The organism is Prosthecomicrobium pneumaticum, from assembly GCF_014199915.1.
Lineage (GTDB): Bacteria > Pseudomonadota > Alphaproteobacteria > Rhizobiales > Kaistiaceae > Prosthecomicrobium > Prosthecomicrobium pneumaticum.
The window spans coordinates 266,201-281,538 of the sequence record NZ_JACHOO010000005.1; the positions used below are offsets into that span (position 1 = coordinate 266,201).

General features: G+C 62.5%; 16 protein-coding genes. All 16 read left to right on the top strand.

Annotation, left to right across the window (positions count from 1 at the left end; translation table 11 throughout):
• Positions 1–2: 2 nt before the first annotated feature.
• The 16 genes from GGQ63_RS13490 to trbJ all read left to right on the top strand — a co-directional run bounded on the left by GGQ63_RS13490 (position 3) and on the right by trbJ (position 15,335).
• Positions 3–866, top strand: coding sequence for a replication initiator protein A (locus GGQ63_RS13490; RefSeq protein ID WP_183856694.1), 864 nt, complete (start codon positions 3–5; stop codon positions 864–866).
• 337 nt (positions 867–1,203) lie between these two features.
• On the top strand, positions 1,204–1,839 hold the full coding sequence (gene parA, locus GGQ63_RS13495) for a ParA family partition ATPase (RefSeq protein ID WP_183856697.1): 636 nt from the start codon (positions 1,204–1,206) through the stop codon (positions 1,837–1,839).
• The gene (locus tag GGQ63_RS13500) at positions 1,836–2,111 is read left to right on the top strand and encodes a ribbon-helix-helix protein (RefSeq protein WP_183856699.1); all 276 of its coding nucleotides are present in this window, start codon (positions 1,836–1,838) and stop codon (positions 2,109–2,111) included. Before parA ends, GGQ63_RS13500 begins: the two co-directional genes overlap by 4 nt.
• On the top strand, positions 2,108–2,578 hold the full coding sequence (locus GGQ63_RS13505; protein WP_183856701.1) for a DUF2840 domain-containing protein: 471 nt from the start codon (positions 2,108–2,110) through the stop codon (positions 2,576–2,578). Before GGQ63_RS13500 ends, GGQ63_RS13505 begins: the two co-directional genes overlap by 4 nt.
• Positions 2,575–3,126: a S26 family signal peptidase gene (locus GGQ63_RS13510; RefSeq protein WP_183856703.1), complete on the top strand. Its 552-nt coding sequence runs from the start codon at positions 2,575–2,577 to the stop codon at positions 3,124–3,126. The genes GGQ63_RS13505 and GGQ63_RS13510 overlap by 4 nt, the downstream gene beginning before the upstream one ends.
• Positions 3,127–3,159: 33 nt before the next feature.
• The gene (locus tag GGQ63_RS13515) at positions 3,160–3,489 is read left to right on the top strand and encodes a DUF736 domain-containing protein (RefSeq protein WP_110372405.1); all 330 of its coding nucleotides are present in this window, start codon (positions 3,160–3,162) and stop codon (positions 3,487–3,489) included.
• A gap of 241 nt (positions 3,490–3,730) precedes the next feature.
• Complete coding sequence (locus GGQ63_RS13520) at positions 3,731–4,438, top strand: lytic transglycosylase domain-containing protein (RefSeq protein WP_210308506.1); 708 nt, start codon at positions 3,731–3,733, stop codon at positions 4,436–4,438.
• Positions 4,439–4,659: 221 nt separating this feature from the next.
• Positions 4,660–6,624: a relaxase/mobilization nuclease and DUF3363 domain-containing protein gene (locus GGQ63_RS13525; protein WP_183856705.1), complete on the top strand. Its 1,965-nt coding sequence runs from the start codon at positions 4,660–4,662 to the stop codon at positions 6,622–6,624.
• Between the two features lie 176 nt (positions 6,625–6,800).
• A complete protein-coding gene (locus GGQ63_RS13530) occupies positions 6,801–7,475 on the top strand; it encodes a hypothetical protein (RefSeq protein WP_183856707.1) in 675 nt (224 codons plus the stop codon).
• Positions 7,476–7,990: 515 nt separating this feature from the next.
• The gene (locus tag GGQ63_RS13535; RefSeq protein ID WP_183856709.1) at positions 7,991–9,997 is read left to right on the top strand and encodes a conjugal transfer protein TraG; all 2,007 of its coding nucleotides are present in this window, start codon (positions 7,991–7,993) and stop codon (positions 9,995–9,997) included.
• Positions 9,994–10,497: an Ada family protein gene (locus GGQ63_RS13540; protein ID WP_183856711.1), complete on the top strand. Its 504-nt coding sequence runs from the start codon at positions 9,994–9,996 to the stop codon at positions 10,495–10,497. Before GGQ63_RS13535 ends, GGQ63_RS13540 begins: the two co-directional genes overlap by 4 nt.
• Entirely contained in the window at positions 10,487–11,455 is a 969-nt protein-coding gene (trbB, locus tag GGQ63_RS13545) for a P-type conjugative transfer ATPase TrbB (RefSeq protein ID WP_183856713.1), read from the top strand. Before GGQ63_RS13540 ends, trbB begins: the two co-directional genes overlap by 11 nt.
• A gap of 182 nt (positions 11,456–11,637) precedes the next feature.
• Positions 11,638–11,910 carry a TrbC/VirB2 family type IV secretion system protein gene (locus GGQ63_RS13550; protein WP_183856974.1) on the top strand — a complete coding sequence of 91 codons (273 nt, stop codon included), beginning with the start codon at positions 11,638–11,640 and terminating at the stop codon, positions 11,908–11,910.
• A complete protein-coding gene (locus GGQ63_RS13555; RefSeq protein ID WP_110372410.1) occupies positions 11,910–12,173 on the top strand; it encodes a VirB3 family type IV secretion system protein in 264 nt (87 codons plus the stop codon). Before GGQ63_RS13550 ends, GGQ63_RS13555 begins: the two co-directional genes overlap by 1 nt.
• Before the next feature lie 4 nt (positions 12,174–12,177).
• A complete protein-coding gene (gene trbE, locus GGQ63_RS13560; RefSeq protein ID WP_183856715.1) occupies positions 12,178–14,610 on the top strand; it encodes a conjugal transfer protein TrbE in 2,433 nt (810 codons plus the stop codon).
• Positions 14,607–15,335, top strand: coding sequence for a P-type conjugative transfer protein TrbJ (trbJ, locus tag GGQ63_RS13565; protein WP_183856717.1), 729 nt, complete (start codon positions 14,607–14,609; stop codon positions 15,333–15,335). Before trbE ends, trbJ begins: the two co-directional genes overlap by 4 nt.
• Positions 15,336–15,338 lie beyond the last annotated feature (3 nt).

Sequence of the window (15,338 nt, forward strand, 5' to 3'; positions counted from 1 at the left end):
GCATGGCGGCGCGCAGACACATATCCGAGCGCGACCAGCTCGAACTGTTCCGATCGCGCCCCGGCGACATGGCGACCCGCGACTCGCAGGATCTCATGGCCTATCCCTTCTTCTCCCTCGCCAAGTCGAAGCGCGTCCAGCCGATTAAATTCGAGGCCGGCGACGTCCGCATCCATGTCGAGGCCCCGGCCGAATTCGGCCTGGCCACCATATGGGACGCCGACATCCTGATCTGGGCCGCTTCGCAGATCGTCGACGCTCGTGACCTCGGCCTGCGCACCTCGCGGCTGATGGCGACGACACCCTATGAAATCCTGACCTTTATCGGCCGCGGCACCTCCGTCCGCGACTATCAGCGCCTCAAGGCCGCGCTCGACCGCCTGCAAGCCACCACCGTCGCCACGTCGATCCGCCAGCCCTCCGAGAGGCGCCGGCATCGCTTTTCCTGGATCAACGAATGGAAGGAAAGGCTCGACGCCAAAGGCCGACCGCTCGGCATCGAGCTGATCGTGCCGGACTGGTTCTACGAAGGCGTTCTCAACAACGCCCTGGTCCTGACGATCGACCGCAACTATTTCGATCTGTTCGGTGGCATCGAACGCTGGCTGTACCGGCTGGTGCGCAAGCATGGCGGCCGCCAGCCCGGCGGCTGGAGCTTCGATTTTCATCATCTCCATGCCAAGTCGGGCAGCCTCTCGCGCTTCTCGAACTTCGCCTGCGATTTGCGCGACATCGTGCGCCGCCAGCCCTTGCCTGGCTATCGGTTGCGCATCGACCGGCTCGACAACGGCCGCGAACTGCTCGTCTTCGCGCCGGCCACACCGCTTCTGTCCGCTCGTTCAAGGGAGGCTGTGGAAAGGCTGTGAATAGTCTCGTGCTATCGAAGGCATTCGGACTCGTGCTATCGGGGGCACGGCTATCGTGCTATCAAAGGCGCGAATGCGCGTTAAGCAATTGCGGCGCTTTGCAAAAATTATCCCCTAACTTCTCTAATATGGAATCTAACTCTCTTTATTTATCTGGCGACATTGTTGATAACTATGACCAATATAAACTGAGAAAAGACGATTATGTCTTAAGTTATACGAATAAGTACGCTTATGAACAATCCCATACGATCGTCGCGCTGCCTATCGCGCCAGCATGCCCCCAAGGGCGACCGATACCCGGACATGACGACCGTGCCAGCCTGGAGGGCGCGTCATGATCGTGGCGCTCCTCAACCAGAAGGGCGGCGTCGGCAAGACGACGCTCGCCACCCATCTCGCCGGTGAGCTGGCGGCCGCTGGCGCGCGTGTCGCCGTCGTCGACGCCGATCCGCAAGGCTCGGCGCTTGACTGGTCGCAGCGGCGCGCGGAAAGCGGCCTGCCGCGCCTGTTCGGCGTTCTCGGGCTCCCCCGCGAGACGCTGCATGCGGAAGTTCCTGACATCGCCCGCGGCGCTGATCACGTTGTCATCGACGGCCCGCCACGCGTAACCGCGCTGGCGCGTTCCTCGATCCTCGCCGCCGACCTGGTGCTGATCCCGGTCCAGCCGTCGCCCTATGACGTCTGGGCGAGTGCCGAGATCGTAGCGCTCATCGGCGAGGCGCGGCTGTTCAAGCCGCAGCTCCGCGCCGCCTTCGTCGTCAACCGCCGCATCGTCGGCACCATCATCGGCCGCGACGTGCGCGCCGCGTTGCCGGAGGGCTTGCCCGCGCTCACCGCCGACATTGGCCAGCGCGTCGTCTTCGCCGAGAGCGTCGCCACTGGCCGTCTGGCCAGCGAGCTGGAGCCCGGCGGCGCGGCCGCACAGGAGATCACCGCACTCGCTGCCGAGATCATGGGAGGCAGCTCATGAGCGGCAAGCGCGTCACCTTCGGCGCGAAACCCGCCGCACCCACAGTCGATGCCTGGGTGCAGCAGGGCAACGGCGTCGAGGTGGCCGTTCAGGCAACACCGCCGACTTCGGCAGCGAAGGCCGAGATCTACACCGCGCGCCTTACCATCGACGTGACGCCGGAACTGCGCGGCCGCGTCAAGGTCGCCGCCTTCAGGCAAGGCGTCACGGTCGCCGAGATGATCCGCGCGCTGCTCGAGACGCGCTTTCCTGAGGGCGGAGCAGACGCATGACCACGCGCCGCTACACTTGCGTCCTGGCCGTCTTTGAGCGCGACCGCATCAATGTCCGGCTGCGCTTCGGCAAGCCGGTGTGCGAGCGTCAGATCGATCGTCGCAGACGCCTCGCGATGTTCACTCCGGGCAGCACATTCGCGCTATTGCGCTGGGAGGCGAACGCTTATGGCACGACCCTCTCCCATCTCGCCATCATGCGCGCGGTTGCGCCGGGTGAAACGTGCTGCATGTGGCCTTATGTGCGTCCCGGCGCGAAAATACTGCTCTTCGTCGCCGGATGGGGTCAGGTCGAGCGCGCCTTGAAGGCGGTCGACACCGTCGAAGCCCTCGGCGTGGCTCCCTCTGACGCCGCGCCGGAATATTGGCAGCAGGTCCACAACAGGCTCTGGGTGCATGAGACACCACGCACCTATTCGCAAGAACAGCATGACGCCTGGCTCCGTCGCCGGGAGCTGCTGTCATGACGGCACGTGGCCTCTTCTTGATGATGACAGCCAGCGGTGTGCTGCTGATCGCAGCACCCGTCTGGTCGGGGCACGCGCCGCGCTTCATCTGGAATGCGTCGGCAAGTGTGCCGGTCGGCCTCTATCGCGTCGAGCCGGCAGACCGGATCGCGGTCACGGACCTTGCCATTGTCATGCCGCCGGAACCGCTCGCCGGTTTCCTCGATGCCCGCGGCTATCTTCCGCGCGGCGTGCCGCTCTTGAAGCGCGTGCTCGCGCTCGCAGGCCAAACCGTCTGCCGTGAGGGCTTCGACATTATCGCTTACGGCTGGCGCTACGGGGCGGCTCGTGAGCGTGACAGTCGTGGCCGACCACTGCCTGTCTGGCAGGGCTGCCGCGTCGTCCCGAGCGACGCCGCTTTCCTCATGAACTGGGATGCGCCGGACTCATTCGACAGTCGGTATTTTGGCCCGCTTCCCCTCTCTTCCATCGTCGGTCGCGCGGTTCCGATCTGGACCAACGACGGCGACATTGATCCGGCTTCAGAGCCGGTTCCCGACGAGCCATAGGCGGCTCGTGTCCGACCCCAGAAGGAGTGTGCCATGCCGCAGATCGGGACTTTCAAGAAGACGAAGGACGGCTTCACCGGCCGTATCCGGACGCTGACGCTCGACGCCGAGCTGGTCATCAGGTCGGCTGAAAATGCGGACGCCGAAAATGCGCCGCACTATCGCATCTTCACCACCGACGATATCGAAACCGGTGCTGGTTGGAAGCGCACCGGCGAGAGAGCCGGAGACTACCTGTCGCTCGCCATAGACGATCCGTCCTTCACCCAGCCGCTCCGCGCTCACCTGTTCCAGTCGGAAATCGACAACGCGACTTGGAACCTGCTCTGGACACGCCCATCGAAGCGTGATGAGCGGACCTGATGTCATGTGTGGGTCGCGCGAACTGGGATTGACCCTTATCCCTCTGATCGATGGGAAACGGGATCATCCCTCCGACCCGATCGCTGGCCAGACAGCCACCGCGCGCAGTGAAGGTCAGGGGCGGTCGCTTTGCGGCCGGCAACGCCTCGCCCTTGACCGGAGCGAGGACGGTGGCAGGCTGTCGGCGCTCGGACAAGGAGCATGGTGCAAAACGTCGTCGCGCTCGCCTCTACGGCGCGTCATGCAAGCGATCATCACCTGTACGCTGATGATGATTTCCGGCGCCGTGGCCCGAGCGGAACCTGCGTCCTCACCGCCGCCTGGGAAAGCGCCCACGAACCATCAACTATCGGCCGATCCGTGGGCTGCACAGATCGCCGAAGTGGCACAACGTTTCGACATTCCGGAGCAGTGGATACGCTCCGTCATGGGTGTCGAAAGTGACGGCGAAACCCGCGTGGTGTCAGCGAAAGGTGCGATCGGCCTGATGCAGATCATGCCCGCCACCTGGGAGGCGATGCGCAGCCGATACGGGCTCGGCGACGATCCCTTCGATCCGTATGACAATATCACCGCTGGTGCTGCCTATCTGCGCGAGATGTACGATCGCTACGGGGCGCCGGGATTCCTCGCCGCTTACAATGCGGGGCCAGCGCGCTATGAGGAACACAAACTCCTCGGTGTGCCGCTTCCTGATGAGACGCGTGCTTATCTCGACAAGCTCGCATCGATCATCGGCAGCCCGACTCCGAGCCTCTTCGCGGGTTCGGAGACGCACACAAACCGCGGTCCGGAAGCACCACTGTTCGCGGTCGACGCGCGCAAGAAATCTACCGTCGGTGCACTCCCCTCTCGACCATCTGCTGGCGCGCTCTTTGTGACCGTCAAGCCACGCGTCGAATACGTCGAACCAAACGACAGCGACAGCTCCGACGTGCAGCAGAAGTGATCCCATAGCCACGATGAAGCACGGATTCGGAGCGCTGAAGGCGCAGGGCAAGATAAAAGGGGACGGCACGCGCCTGTCCCGAAGTTCTTGTCTGCACGTCGGTTGGGGCGGCACGCGGCGGATGAGCCCGCGTGCCTATAGAATCATCAAGCCATTGTTTATGCGTGAGCTTTCGCGTGCTTCATCGCATGGGCTTGTACAGGATTGGCAGGATCGCCGTCATGCCAGATCGTGACGACAACCGCTTCCGGCCAAGGGCCTCGCCACCAAAATCGCGTGGTCGAGCAAGGACGCCTAAGTTCACCGCACGCGTTCTTAAGGCCGTTTCCCATTCCGGTTCGACAAGCGGCCGGTCGTTCAGTTCCGGGCGGGTGCGTTCCGGCGCCCGTCTCGGCCGCGGCCACGTCGCCGCGAAGTTCGCTGGTCAGACCCTGCGCGGCAGTTCTCGCCGCGTGGTCATCAAGACCCGCTTGGTCAAGTTGGAGAAGGCCGGTACGCGCTCGACCATCACCCATCTGCGCTATATCGAGCGCGACGGCGTGACCAAGGATGGCAGCAAGGCCCACGCCTATGGACCCGGCACGGACAAGGCCGATACCACCGCTTTCGAACAGTGCGGCCGCGAGGACCGACATCAGTTCCGTTTCATTGTCTCGCCGGAAGATGCGGCCGATCTTGGCGATCTGAAAGCCTTCACTCGCGATCTCATGGGCCGCATGGAAGCCGATCTAGGAACCAAGCTCGATTGGGTGGCGGTCGATCACTGGAACACCGACAATCCTCACACTCATATCGTGCTGCGCGGTCGCCAGGACGACGGATCGGATCTGGTCATCGCCCGCGATTACATCGCCGACGGCATGCGCAACCGTGCCCGCGAACTGGCAACCGAATGGCTCGGTCCCCGCACTGAGATGGAAATCCACAACTCCATGTTGCGCGAGGTCGAGCAGGAGCGCTGGACCGCCATCGACCGAATGATCCAGCATGAGGCGGAGGCGGGTGTCATCGACCTGCTTAGCGAACCCGCCGACGCCCACGCTCGCTTCCGACGCACGGTGATGATCGGTCGGCTCCAGCGGCTCGTCGAGATGGGCCTTGCCGACCGCACTGGCGGTTGCATCTGGGCGCTGCACGACGACGCCGAAACCGCGTTGCGTGGCATGGGCGAGCGCGGCGACATCATCCGTACCATGCAGCGCGTCATGTCCGGCGAGAAGCGTGAGCTGGTCGTGCTTGACGCGATGTCATCACAAACGCCCGTCATCGGTCGCATCGTCGACAAGGGACTGGCTGACGAACTCTATGATCGAGCCTATCTCGTTGTCGACGGGATCGATGGCTGGGCACACTATGTTCCGCTTTCGGGGAGCGCCGATCTCGAAGCCCTTCCGATCGGCGGTATCGTCGAGACGCGCGCGGTAGTGGAACGCGGGGCGGATAGGACCATCGCCAGCCTCGCTGTTGACGGCGTCTACCGCGCCGAACACCATCTTGCGGTGGAGCGCGCCGAAGCCAAGCCAGGATACGATCCGGAGAGCTTCGTCGCCGCACACGTCCGTCGACTCGAAGCCCTTCGCCGGGTCGGGATCGTCGACCGTACGGAAGACGGCGTCTGGCGCGTGCCGGCCGACCTCGCCGAGCGCGGTAAAGCTCATGATGCCCGCGGCCTTGGTGGTGTCGATGTCGAGCTTCGATCACATCTGCCGCTTGATCGACAGACGCGCGCGATTGGTGCGACTTGGCTCGATCGGCAGCGCTTTGGCGACACCTCCGCACTCGCGCAGACCGGATTCGGCGCCAGCGTTCGAGAGGCCATGCGCGAGCGGGAGAACTTCCTCGTCGATCAGGGCCTGGCCGAGCGGCGTGGGCAGCGTGTGTTGCTCGTCCGGAATCTGCTCGCCACGCTGCGCGATCGGGAAGTCGAAACCGCTTCCAGAAAGATCGTCGAGGAAACCGGCCTGCATCATCGTGCCGTGCGCGACGGAGAACACGTCAGTGGCATCTATCGCCGCTCCGTCATGCTCGCCAGTGGTCGCTTTGCCATGCTGGACGACGGCGTGGGATTCAGCCTCGTGCCGTGGCGTCCGGTGCTGCAAAAGCGCCTTGGCCAGACGGTCGCTGGGGTTGTTCGTGGCAATAGCGTCTCGTGGGAATTCGGGCGGCACAAGGGTCTGGGAATTTGACGTCAACCTTGACGCCGAGCCACGCGACGACCATCTTCGACGTGGGCTTGCCACCTTCGACCTATCGCCGGGTCAAACGGCCTAAATATTGATCTTCATGCCACCTCTCATCGATCCTTGCGGATTGGGCTGGCTGCGTAATCGGCGAACTGCTCGAGCCCGCAACCGAGGACTTGATGATGAGATTGGAAATCACCGCAAACGATGTCGAGGACATGAAGGCAGAGCTGCGTGCAACTCTGCCGGAGGTGAAATCGTCGCATAGGATCGAGGCTCTTGCTCGGGGCCTCGGGTGGAACACCAATGCCGCCATGAGGGCGAGCCTCGCGAATGGCTCAGCCGAGGTTTCCACCAACGAAGGAGCCTTCCTGGGCTATCTCCAAGAGCACGGTTTCGATTCCGAACCTGGACGGATCGCACGCACTTTGGCCAAGGTCGGCATTCGACGTGCGATGGCGCTGGAACCGCTCCTCACTCAATTCGGCTACAATGTTTATCGCGGCCGTTCAAAGACCCCTGAGGAGCGCCGGGCCGAGTTCATGGCAGACCGAGCGTCAATGCTGGGCGATCACGCCGCCGATGAGTTCATCCAAGCATCCCGTTTTCTATCGCAATTCAGCAAACGTAAGACGATCAACCGCAAATCTTCTAGTTATGGTCTGAAACATCAGGCTGAGCGTTTCGGGGATTCGCGGCATTCGCGTGGTTATGTCGCGAATGGAATGCTGATCGCAGCCGCCTTAACCCTTGGTTTCAAGGTCCAGCAGATCGATCCCGATTCTCCAAATGCGTGGTTCAACATCAGCTCCAAGATGACGAACGACGGGGCAAAGCTGGCGTTGGCTGCCTAACCAAGCGGGGAATTGAGAACAGCTCAACTTTATCGTCATTGGCGCTTTCAATTCTTACCGAAAATGCCAATGACATCGATCGGAAGCGCGGGACCGTGATCGATCGCATGAGCCAATGCGAAGTCGGGAATGTCGACATGGCTTCTAAGCTAAGCGGAGTATATACCCGCTTGCATCACCCATTTTGGCGCGTTGCACAAATCGTTATCGGGGTAGACGCCTTCCGCGTATACTAAAAGTAGAATGCAGGTACTGTATTGCGCGGCTGTATGCTGCTTGTCTCTGACGCGTCTTGGTGCCCAAGATATTTCTGGCGCTTTACGTGACTCATTGCCGCAATACCAAATTGCCATCAGTAGTAATAAATAGTAAGGAGTAATGTCGGATCGTACTTAGATCATAGTTGCCGCTGTTACGCGCAAGAATGGTCTTTGACTTAACCCCTTCAAGCAACAAGCCTTATGCCTTGTCGGTCGTTCGCACGGCCGAAAACTGCGGCTGTTGCAGGAGCGGGAATGACACCGACGAAGGTGTTGATCGGTCAGATGCTGGTGGTGTTCGGCATCGCGCTTGCCGGCACCTGGGCCGCCACGCAGTGGGTGGCCTTTGAGCTTGGCTTCCAGCGACGCCTTGGAGAACCCTGGTTCTTAATCGATAACTTACCAATTTACTACCCTTGGCGGTTGTTCGAGTGGTGGTATGTTTATGATGCTTATGCTCCGGACATTTTCCAAACGGGGGGTACGGTCGCTGGAGGCAGCGGCGTCATTGCCGCTCTGTCCGCCATCATCGGTTCCGTCTGGCGAGCCCGGCAATCGAAGCTCGTCACCACCTATGGTTCCGCCCGCTGGGCCGATAAGACGGACATCGCGGCGGCGGGCCTGACGAAGCCGGCCGGCGTCTTTCTCGGGCTCATGGCCAGCACCTATCTGCGCCATGCCGGCCCCGAACACATCATGGCGTTTGCACCGACGAGAAGCGGCAAGGGCGTTGGGCTCGTTGTGCCAACGCTGCTGTCATGGCCGTACTCTGCCGTGATCCATGACATCAAGGGGGAAAACTGGACGCTGACCGCCGGCTGGCGCGCGCAGTTCTCCCATTGCCTCCTGTTCAACCCGACCGACCCGAGGAGCGCCGCCTATAATCCTCTCTTGGAAGTCCGCAGAGGCGTCCATGAGGTCCGCGACGTCCAGAACATTGCGGACATATTGGTGGATCCCGAAGGCGCGTTGGAGCGGCGCAATCACTGGGAAAAGACCAGCCATTCGCTTCTAGTCGGCGCGATCTTGCATGTCCTCTACGCCGAAGAGGACAAAACGCTCCGCGGTGTGGCCAACTTTCTCTCCGATCCGGCCCACCCCTTCGAGAAAGCCTTGTGGTCCATGATGACCACGGCGCATCTCGGGGCGCTTGGCCCGCATCCCGTCGTGGCCAGCGCCGCGCGCGAGGTATTGAACAAGAGCGAGAACGAGCGCTCCGGTGTGCTCTCGACCGCCATGTCGTTCCTCGGCCTCTATCGCGATCCGACGGTCGCGACCGTCACATCGCGCTGCGATTGGCGCATCGCCGACTTGATCGCCGCCGATCATCCGGTCTCGCTTTATCTGGTCGTGCCGCCTTCGGACATTTCGCGCACCAAACCGCTCATTCGCTTGATCCTCAACCAGATCGGCCGCCGGCTGACAGAAAGCCTCGACGGCTCGGACGGCATCGCCCGCAAGCACAAGCTGCTTCTCATGCTCGACGAGTTTCCGGCGCTCGGCCGGCTGGACTTCTTCGAGAGCGCCTTGGCCTTCATGGCCGGCTATGGCCTGCGCTCCTTCCTCATCGCGCAGAGCCTCAATCAAATAGAAAAGGCCTACGGCCCGAACAATTCCATCCTCGACAACTGCCACGTTCGAATCGCCTTCGCGACCAACGACGAACGCACAGCCAAGCGCATTTCGGACGCGCTCGGCACGGCGACGGAACTTCGCGCCCAGCGCAACTATGCCGGCCATCGCCTGTCACCCTGGCTGGGGCACCTAATGGTATCTCGGCAAGAGACGGCCCGCCCGCTCCTGACACCCGGCGAGGTCATGCAGCTTCCCGACACTCAAGAAGTCATCATGGTCTCCGGCCATCCACCGGCCAAGGCCACCAAGATCCGATATTTCACCGACAGCAATTTCACTTCGCGCGTGCTGCCAGCACCGGTTCTCTCAGACGATGGATATGCTGATCGGCCGGCTGCGCGAACGGACGATTGGACCGGCCTTCCGCGGTCGAAATCTTCTATCCTCGCTTCTACGGGCGCACAGGCATCCGCCGTGCCCGTAGAAGGCGGACATCAGCTCGTCCCGGAGTTCGACAAAGCCGAAGTCATACGTCTGCCTGATGGTCGCGATGACGATCTGTCCGTCCTCGACGATGAGACAGATAACCCCGTCACACGCGACGGTAAGCTTCCCAAACCGGACCGGCAGTTCCGGCGCGTGGCGCGTCTGGCCTCGCTCGATCCCGATGACGGGATCGCGCTATGAGCAAAACCCGTCTCAACATCTTCATCGAGCCCGACCATGCCAAGCGGCTGCGTCAGCTTGCAGCCCTCAAAGGTGAAACGAAATCAGCGATCGTCGCGGCTGCGCTCTCTTCCTATCTTTCTCCCGATGGTGCCGACCGGCGAGAGGCGGCGCTGGCCTCACGCCTCGACCGACTGTCGAACCAGTTCGGCCGGCTGGAACGCGACCAGACCATCCTGATCGAGACCCTGGCGCTATTCATCCGCTACACGTTGTCGGTTTCAGCTCCTCTTCCGGAGGCGCATCAGAAGGCGGCTCGCGCGCAGGGGCGCCTACGCTTCAACCAATTCGTCGACCAACTCGGCCGCCACCTGCAGCGTGGCGGCAGCCTCGTTCGGCAGGTCCATGAAGAGATCTTCCCTGATGAAGGTTGCTTCTTCGGCCAGGCCGACGACAACGAGGATCAGGGGTCCGCTGGATCGGAAGACCACGATGCCGAGGCGGCGCCACATGATGGATAGGCCGCGCTCCCCGTCCCGGATCGTCAGCGATCGTCAGGTCCGCATGCTGCGCAGTGCCATGGGGCCGGCGATCATCGCCGCGCTCGACGATCCGGACGTCGTGGAAGTCATGCTCAATCCCGACGGAAAGCTTTGGATCGACAGGCTCGGCTCGGGCCGCGAGCCCACGGGCGCCATCCTCTCCCCGGAGGATGCCGCCCGCATCATCAAGGTTGTGGCGAACCATGTCGGCCTGGAGGTCAACCGCGAGCATCCGATTCTCTCCGCCGAGTTGCCGGAAACGGGTGAAAGGTTCGAAGGCGTCCTGCCACCCATCGCCGTCGCACCGATCTTCGCCATCCGCAAGCGCGCCGCCGGCGTCATACCGCTGGCCCGATATGTCACCAACGGCATCTTGACCGAGGTGCAGGCAAAGTTTCTGAGGAGCTCTGTCCTCGACCGACGGAACATCATCATTGCCGGTGGAACGTCGACGGGAAAGACCACCCTCGCCAACGCCCTGCTCCAAGAGATCGCGGCCACTGGCGATCGCGTTCTGGTGCTCGAAGACACGATCGAGCTGCAATGTGTAGCCGACGATCATGTGGCTCTCCGGACAAAGGCTAATACCGTCTCCACCGCCGATCTGGTGCGTTCCACCTTGCGGCTTCGCCCGGATCGCATCGTTGTTGGCGAGGTGCGCGGCGCTGAAGCGTTGGACCTCCTGAAGGCGTGGGGAACCGGGCACCCCGGCGGCATCGCGACATTGCATGCAGGCTCTGCGCGGGGAGCACTCACCCGGCTGGAGCAGCTCATACAAGAAGTCGTCGTCACCGTGCCGCGCGCGCTGATCGCGGAGGCCGTGGACATCATCGTCTTCATCGCCGGGCGCGGTAGCAAACGCCGCGTCGAGGACATCATCCGCGTCATGGGCCTCGACGGCGATGCCTACGCAATAGAGCACTTCACAGGAGATTAGGGATGCCGCCCATCACGTCCGTATTCATGCTTTTCCTGAATGCTGGAACAAACCAGAAACGTAAATCCGCAAGTGCGGATTCGAGCGTTTCCGTAAATCCGGAGACACCCATTTCAGCAAATCCGCTTTCGAGCGTTGCAGGAAAGTTTCGAAACCGGATCTCCGGAACGGCGGCTTTGCTGATGTCCGCCTTTCTGGTTTCCCCAGCTTACGCCGCTGGTTCGTCCATGCCATGGGAAGCGCCCCTGCAATCCATCCTTGAATCGATCGAGGGGCCGGTTGCCAAGATCATCGCCGTGATCATCATCATCGTGACCGGGCTCACCTTGGCGTTCGGTGATGCCGGCGGCGGTTTCCGCAAGCTGGTCCAGATCGTCTTCGGCCTCTCCATCGCCTTCGCCGCCAGTTCCTTCTTCCTCAGCTTCTTCAGCTTTGGCGGCGGAGCGCTGGTCTAATGGCGGTCCATGCCGACGGCTTCGAAGTGCCGCTGCACCGCTCACTGACGGAGCCCGTCCTGCTGGGCGGCGCCCCGCGATCGGTGGCGATCCTCAACGGGACACTCGCCGCCGCCATCGGCATCGGCCTGCATCTGTGGATTGGCGGCATCGTGCTCTGGATGGCGGGCCATGCGCTCGCCGTCTGGGGGGCGAAGGCCGATCCCCAGTTCATGGAGGTCTTCGCCCGCCACCTGAAGCACCGCGCGTTTCTGGAGGCGTGAGTTCATGATGAACCTTGCCGAATATCGCACGCACCCCGCGAGCCTCGCGGATTATCTGCCTTGGGCCGGGCTCGTCGCATCGGGCGTCGTGCTCAACAAGGACGGTGCGTTCCAACGCACCGCACAGTTTCGTGGCCCCGACCTCGACAGCGCAACGGAAAGCGAGCTGGTGGCGACCACTGCCCGGCTCAACAACGCGCTGAAGCGCCTCGGCTCCGGCTGGGCGCTGTTCGTCGAAGCTGAACGGCGCATCGCCGCCGGATATCCCATCTCGGAATTTCCCGACGCGGTGTCGTGGCTCGTAGAGGAAGAGCGGCGCGCGGCGTTCGAGGAAGCAGGCACACATTTCGAGAGCGCCTACTACATCACGCTCGCCTTCCTGCCGCCGTCCGAAAGCAAGGCCCGCGCCGGCCAGCTCCTCTACGAGAGCACCGAGCGGCGCACCGTGAATTGGCGCGACCATCTCGCAGCCTTCATTTCCGAGACCGACCGCTTTCTCTCCTTGCTCGACGGCGTCATGCCGGAGATCCGCTGGTTCTCCGATGAGGAAACGCTGACTTACCTTCACGCTTGCATCTCCACGCAGCGGCACCCTGTCGCCGTTCCCCAGGTGCCGTTCCATCTCGACGCGCTGTTGCCTGACTGCGATTTCACCGGTGGACTAGCGCCGATGCTGGGGGACCAGCATATGCGCGTGCTGACCATTCGCGGCTTTCCGCCCTCGACCTGGCCCGGCGTCCTTGACGACCTCAACCGTCTCGGCTTCGCCTATCGTTGGTCGACCCGTTTCCTGTCGCTCGACAAGGCGGAAGCCGAACGCGAGCTGACCAAGGTGCGGCGGCAATGGTTCGCGAAACGCAAGGGTATCGTCACGCTGCTGCGCGAAACGATCTTCCAGCAGGAAGTTTCGCTAGTCGATTCAGACGCCGCCAACAAATCCGCTGATGCGGACGAAGCATTGCAGGAGCTGGGCTCAGATGCCGTGGCCTATGGCTATGTCACGGCCACCGTTACGGTCATGGACAAAAGTCCGGATCTCGCTGACGAGAAGCTGAAGGCCGTCGAGCGGATCATCCAGGGGCGTGGCTTCGTCACCATTCCGGAGACGCTGAACGCGACGGAGGCATGGCTGTCCTCGATCCCTGGACATGCCTACGCCAATGTTCGCCAGCCGCTGATCTCGACTCTGAACCTCTCACACATGATGCCGGTCTCGGCGGTTTGGGCAGGCCCCGAGAAGAATGGCCATCTCGATGCTCCGCCGCTGATCGTCACCCGCACGGCCGGCGGCACGCCGTTCCGGCTCGTCACTCATGTCGACGATGTCGGCCACACTTTGATCGTGGGCCCTACCGGTGCCGGCAAATCCGTGCTGCTGGCAATGCTGGCGCTCCAATTCCGCCGCTATGCCGGCTCTCGCATCTTCATCTTCGACAAGGGTGGCTCGGCCCGCGCCACCATCTTGGGCCTCGGCGGCGAGTATTACGATCTCGGATCCTCCGACGCCATTGCCTTTCAGCCGCTCGCCCGCATTGAGGATGACGACAGCCGCTCGTGGGCGGCCGATTGGATCGCCGGCTTGCTCGGGCATGAACACGTCGAAATCGTGCCCGATGTGAAGGACGCCGTCTGGTCGGCACTGACCAGCCTTGCATCCGCCCCACGTGAGGAGCGAACGCTCACCGGCTTTTCCACGCTGTTGCAATCGAACCGGCTCCGCCAGGCGCTGCAACCCTACACCCTGTCGGGGCCACATGGCCGGCTGCTGGACGCCGATGCCGATCGGCTTGGCTTCGGCGACGTGCAGGGCTTCGAAATGGAGGAACTGATGCACACGGCGAGCGCCGTGACGCCGGTCCTCACCTATCTTTTTCATCGTCTCGATGAGCGTTTCGACGGATCGCCCACGCTGCTCGTGCTCGATGAGGCTTGGGTGTTTCTCGACGATCCCATCTTCGCTGCGCGCATCCGTGAATGGTTGAAGGTGCTGCGCAAGAAGAACGTCGCCGTCGTTTTCGCCACCCAGTCGCTTGCCGACATCCAGCGTTCTGCCATCGCGCCAGCCATCGTCGAGAGCTGCCCGAGCCGGATCTTCCTGCCGTCGCCGCAGGCGAGCGAACCGCAGCTCCGCACGATCTATGAAGGATTTGGCCTCAACAGCCGCCAGATCGATATCATCACGCGGGCTCAGCCGAAGCGGGATTACTACTACCAATCCCGTCTCGGCAATCGGCTGTTCGACCTCGATCTCGGACCTGTGGCGTTCGCCTTCGCCGGTGCCAGCCGCCCCGAGGATCATCGCCAGATGGACGATGTCCTCGTGTCCCATGGGCGCGATGCCTTTGCCGCAGCATGGCTCGACGTGCGCGGGCTCGATTGGGCAGCCGACCTCATCCGCCAATTCCCGCTTCCGCAAAATCAGGAGACCGCATCATGAGGACACCACTTTGCCTTGCCGGTGCCTGCGCGCTCGGCATCGCTCTCGCGCCGCCGGTCGCGGCGCAGATCGTTTTCGATCCGAACAACTACAGCCAGAATGTGCTGTCGGCGGTTCGAGCCCTGGACCAGGTCAACAACCAGATCAAGAGCCTGCAAAACGAAGCTCAGTCGCTCCTCAATCAAACAAAGAACCTGACGAGCCTCGATTTCTCCGCACTAAACGATCTGAAACAGTCCGTCGCCAAGACGGAGCGCCTTATCAGCGAGGCCGAGGGCTTGAGCTTCGACATATCGGCGATGGAACGGCAATTCCAGCAGCTCTACCCGAAGGAATACGCGGCGTCCGCATCGAGCGATCAGATCCTCGCCGATGTGCGAAAGCGCTGGGAGCAGTCTCGATCCGCTCTGGAAACGGCCATGAAGATGCAGGCGCAGGTCTCCGAAAACCTCGCCTCCGACGAGGCTACTCTCGGCGATCTCGTCACTCGCAGCCAGTCGGCAACGGGGAATCTCGACGCGACGCAGGCGACCAACCAGCTCCTTGCCCTTCAGGCTAAGCAAGCGATCGACGCCTCCCGGCTCAAGCTCTCTCAGGACCGCGCCGTCGCCGCGGAACAGGCCCGTGCCGTCGCGGAGGAGGAGCGGGCGCGTGAGGTTCGCCGCCGATTCATGGGTGATGGCAGCAGCTATACGCCGGCACCCGTCCGGTTGTTCCGCGATTGAGGG

Excerpts from the sequence above, each read along its gene's own strand:
- GGQ63_RS13490 (WP_183856694.1), top strand. The coding sequence starts at position 3 with ATGGCGGCGCGCAGACACATATCCGAGCGCGACCAGCTCGAACTGTTC.
- parA (WP_183856697.1), top strand. The coding sequence starts at position 1,204 with ATGATCGTGGCGCTCCTCAACCAGAAGGGCGGCGTCGGCAAGACGACG.
- GGQ63_RS13500 (WP_183856699.1), top strand. The coding sequence starts at position 1,836 with ATGAGCGGCAAGCGCGTCACCTTCGGCGCGAAACCCGCCGCACCCACA.
- GGQ63_RS13505 (WP_183856701.1), top strand. The coding sequence starts at position 2,108 with ATGACCACGCGCCGCTACACTTGCGTCCTGGCCGTCTTTGAGCGCGAC.
- GGQ63_RS13510 (WP_183856703.1), top strand. The coding sequence starts at position 2,575 with ATGACGGCACGTGGCCTCTTCTTGATGATGACAGCCAGCGGTGTGCTG.
- GGQ63_RS13515 (WP_110372405.1), top strand. The coding sequence starts at position 3,160 with ATGCCGCAGATCGGGACTTTCAAGAAGACGAAGGACGGCTTCACCGGC.
- GGQ63_RS13520 (WP_210308506.1), top strand. The coding sequence starts at position 3,731 with ATGCAAGCGATCATCACCTGTACGCTGATGATGATTTCCGGCGCCGTG.
- GGQ63_RS13525 (WP_183856705.1), top strand. The coding sequence starts at position 4,660 with ATGCCAGATCGTGACGACAACCGCTTCCGGCCAAGGGCCTCGCCACCA.
- GGQ63_RS13530 (WP_183856707.1), top strand. The coding sequence starts at position 6,801 with ATGATGAGATTGGAAATCACCGCAAACGATGTCGAGGACATGAAGGCA.
- GGQ63_RS13535 (WP_183856709.1), top strand. The coding sequence starts at position 7,991 with ATGACACCGACGAAGGTGTTGATCGGTCAGATGCTGGTGGTGTTCGGC.
- GGQ63_RS13540 (WP_183856711.1), top strand. The coding sequence starts at position 9,994 with ATGAGCAAAACCCGTCTCAACATCTTCATCGAGCCCGACCATGCCAAG.
- trbB (WP_183856713.1), top strand. The coding sequence starts at position 10,487 with ATGATGGATAGGCCGCGCTCCCCGTCCCGGATCGTCAGCGATCGTCAG.
- GGQ63_RS13550 (WP_183856974.1), top strand. The coding sequence starts at position 11,638 with ATGTCCGCCTTTCTGGTTTCCCCAGCTTACGCCGCTGGTTCGTCCATG.
- GGQ63_RS13555 (WP_110372410.1), top strand. The coding sequence starts at position 11,910 with ATGGCGGTCCATGCCGACGGCTTCGAAGTGCCGCTGCACCGCTCACTG.
- trbE (WP_183856715.1), top strand. The coding sequence starts at position 12,178 with ATGATGAACCTTGCCGAATATCGCACGCACCCCGCGAGCCTCGCGGAT.
- trbJ (WP_183856717.1), top strand. The coding sequence starts at position 14,607 with ATGAGGACACCACTTTGCCTTGCCGGTGCCTGCGCGCTCGGCATCGCT.